We start from the raw sequence: 3,357 nt of genomic DNA, 5'->3' as shown, positions 1-3,357 counted from the left end.
GACATCCTTCAGCACTGTTACCAATTTTTCAATATGTGCTGCTTCATGAGTTGCCATTAAAGATATTCTAATTCGACTTGTGGGTACTGTTGGGGGACGAATTGCTGGGGCAAAAATGCCAGCATTTCTTAGCTGTTTTCCAGCTTTGAGGGCATCTGTTGCACTAGACAATTGAAAACATAGTATAGGTGATTCCGAAGGTAATAATTTTAGATTAGGTAATTCTTGCAGCAAATTTTTTAAGTGATGTATAGTTTCCCACAATTGGGCACGGCGTTGCGGTTCTTGTTGGACTATCTTGATTGCTGCTAAGGCCGCGGCCGTATCAGCCGGTGAAAGTCCAGTTGTGTAAATCCAAGTGGGTGCGCGGTTCCGTAAGAAATCAATTAGGGCGCTACTTCCTGCTACATAGCCGCCTAAACTACCCAAAGCTTTACTCAAAGTCCCAACTTGAATTAACTGCTTTCCTATACATCCAAAATGTTCGACACACCCAGCGCCAGTTTTTCCTAGTACCCCAGTGGCATGAGCTTCATCAACTAGCAGCATACAGTTAAATTCATCGGCGATCGCCAACAGTGCTGGCAATGGACATAAATCGCCATCCATGCTGAAGACAGTATCAGTAAGAATCAAACAGCGTCGGTAGTTTTGTCGCTGTTGACTCAACTGAGTTTTTAAAACTGCAACATCACAGTGCGGGTATTCGACAAATACTGCACCACTGAGAATCGCTCCATTTTTCAGGCTGGAATGATTGTACTGGTCAGATAAAATTAAATCACGCTTGCCTACAAGGGCGGTAATTGTACCCAAATTAGCTAGATACCCTGAACTAAATACCAAGGCATCTTCTGTTTGTTTGGTACATGCGATCGCCTCCTCTAATTCCCTGTGCAATCCCCGATGCCCACTGAGTAATCTAGAACCAGTACTACCAGTTCCAAATTCTGCGATCGCAGCAGTCGCGGCTGCCATCAACCGCTCATCCCCAGCCAATCCTAAATAGTCATTGCTGGCAAAATTAATTATCTCTTGCCCAGCTAAAACCACCGTTGCACCCGGACGACCATTGATAGGTTGTACCGAACGATACCAGTCAGCCCGATGAATCGTTGCTAAGGAATGTTCTAGCCAGGCATAAGGGTCAGTCATTGGGGAGTGGGGAGTGGGGAGCAGGGGAGGCAGGGGGAGAATAACTAATAATCAAATGACTAAAGACAAATGACTAAAGACAAATGACAAATGACAATTAAACTTGTTCGCTACTGAGATGAGCGATCGCTTGTTTAATCCAATCTTCGACATAGGCATCTTTGGGTAGTCCGATGTCTTCACTTACCACATGCAGGGCGTGACTGACCTCATGGGCAGTATATCCCAAGGCGAAGAGGGTCATTTGCACCTCTTCGAGAATTCCTGGTGCTGGCCCACCTGTGGCGACGAAGAACCCGGCTGATTTGCGCCACTCTACTAATTTGCTTTTCAGTTCCAAACAGATGCGTTCGGCGATTTTTTTACCGACACCAGGAGCCTGAATTAATATTTGCGTATTGCCGGCGATAATTGCTTGGACTAAATCTGGTAGTTCCAGAGTGTCCAAGAGTGCGATCGCTAAGGCTGCACCAATACCGGTGACAGTCAGCAAGTGGCGAAATAAATCGCGTTCGGATGGTGAAGCAAAGCCATATAAGAAGGGCACTTCTTCACGAATTTGCAAATGGGTAAAAATTTGCGCCACTCCTCCCGACTCTGGTAACTGGTTTGCTAGGCGTTGGGGAACTTGCAAATCATACCCCAAGCCATTCACTTCCAGAGTCAGAATCACGCGATTAGCGCCAATTGTTTGGATACCAGCGACTATACCTTTTAGATAACTAATCATAACAAGAGACCAAAATAATTTAAGCCTTCGATAATTCCACCTGCACAAAAACATGAAGCCAGGTAGCGGTGTTCGGCGGGATGCTCATTGTGCCATTGAAGTAACTCTTTGCGGGCATTCCCCACAATGATTCCCCGTGCGTTGCCTACAGCAAATAAAGCAATATCATTACCTGAATCACCACAGACAACTGTTTGTTCTGCTGCAAATTTCCACTTCTGGCGTAAAAACTGCATTGCCTGACCTTTATCGCTGCTATGGGGTACAATGTCAAGGTCAATACCGCTACTGTAGATTAACTTTACATTTAATTTATATTTCTGCAACTCTGCTTCAAGTTGTGGTAGAACATTCGCAGATGCATCTTGTTCTAAGAAAAAGCTCACTTTAAAGGGACGCTGTTCTGAATCTGGTTGCCGAATTAACTCACGGTATTTTTTAGTAATAGATAATACAGTTTCCCGTTCCCATCCCGGAGAGAGGATTTCTGACCAACCTGAGTCTGGAATATCACTACCATCTAAGTAAATTTCTGTACCCACAGAAAGAACGAGGGCATCGGGTTCCAAAAGATTTTTTTGAGCTTGGAGTTCTTTGTAAAGTACAGGCGATCGCCCAGTAGAATAAACAATTTTCGTACCGTATTCTTGGCGATGTTGACTCAGCAGTTGATTTAGTTCTGCTAAGGCACTGTCATCGCCTACTGTGCGATACACAAAGGTGTCATCCAAATCTGTTACAAAAAGGAATTTAGCCATAATCATCTCTTATGCTTTGCTTTAACATCAAATTTGCACTTATTTAAAGAAAGCATAGATGTAGTCTGCTTTAATAAAAAAATCAGCCAGCAGATATATTCCTTCCTGCAAAAACTGCTTTCACCGTTATATTTCACCTAATAAATAGATTTATAAGTTCATTACAATGATTGTTGCAAATGCTTAAGCCTTTCTTATACATGGAAGAGCATTTGTTGCAAAGTATTAAGCGTTTGCAACAACTAATTATACATTTGCTGCAAATACTTAAGCCTTTCTTATACATGGAAGAGTATTTGTTGCAAAGCATTAAGCGTTTGCAGCAACTAATTATATGTTTGCTGCAAATGCTTAAGCCTTTCTTATATATGGAAGAGCATTAGCTGCAAACGTTCAAACTTTGACAACTAATGTTTAAATTTGAGTGATGTTTACAGAGACGTAGGGCTGAAAAACAATGTAGAGACGTGGGAATACTGTTCGGTTAAGGCAAGAGACGCGATGAATCGCCGTCTCTACAAGAATACAATTTATTTAAACTCGTCTACTGCTTGCGATCGTGGTTAACATATCTCCACAACATCTACTAACCGAATTAATAAATCTCGCACTGCGTTTCTATCCCGCCTCGGAATGAATTCCGAGTCTCATAGCTGAACTTTAGTTATGGGCGGGATGTCGCTAAGTGTGACAGTTTAACTCTGACAAAAATGT

4 protein-coding genes are annotated in these 3,357 nt (G+C 42.7%); 1 reads left to right on the top strand and 3 read right to left on the bottom strand.

Annotated features, from left to right (window positions below; all coding sequences use genetic code 11):
* The 3 genes from bioF to VE944_RS22125 all read right to left on the bottom strand — a co-directional run.
* On the bottom strand, positions 1-1,155 hold a 1,155-nt coding region (gene bioF / locus VE944_RS22135), incomplete at its 3' end, for an 8-amino-7-oxononanoate synthase (protein WP_324981929.1).
* A gap of 97 nt (positions 1,156-1,252) precedes the next feature.
* Positions 1,253-1,885, bottom strand: a complete 633-nt coding sequence (gene ruvA / locus VE944_RS22130) for a Holliday junction branch migration protein RuvA (RefSeq protein ID WP_069069384.1) — start codon at positions 1,883-1,885, stop codon at positions 1,253-1,255.
* Positions 1,882-2,643, bottom strand: a complete 762-nt coding sequence (locus tag VE944_RS22125) for a sucrose-phosphate phosphatase (RefSeq protein ID WP_324981923.1) — start codon at positions 2,641-2,643, stop codon at positions 1,882-1,884. The genes ruvA and VE944_RS22125 overlap by 4 nt, the downstream gene beginning before the upstream one ends.
* 179 nt (positions 2,644-2,822) lie before the next feature.
* On the opposite strand from VE944_RS22125, the gene VE944_RS22120 reads away from it, so the two are divergent.
* Entirely contained in the window at positions 2,823-3,026 is a 204-nt protein-coding gene (locus VE944_RS22120; protein WP_324981921.1) for a hypothetical protein, read from the top strand.
* The last annotated feature ends 331 nt before the right edge of the window (positions 3,027-3,357 follow it).

The organism is Nostoc sp., assembly GCF_035638895.1.
Lineage (GTDB): Bacteria > Cyanobacteriota > Cyanobacteriia > Cyanobacteriales > Nostocaceae > Nostoc.
The sequence above is the reverse complement of the archived record's forward strand: the minus strand, read 5'-3'. Positions and strand labels throughout refer to the sequence as shown.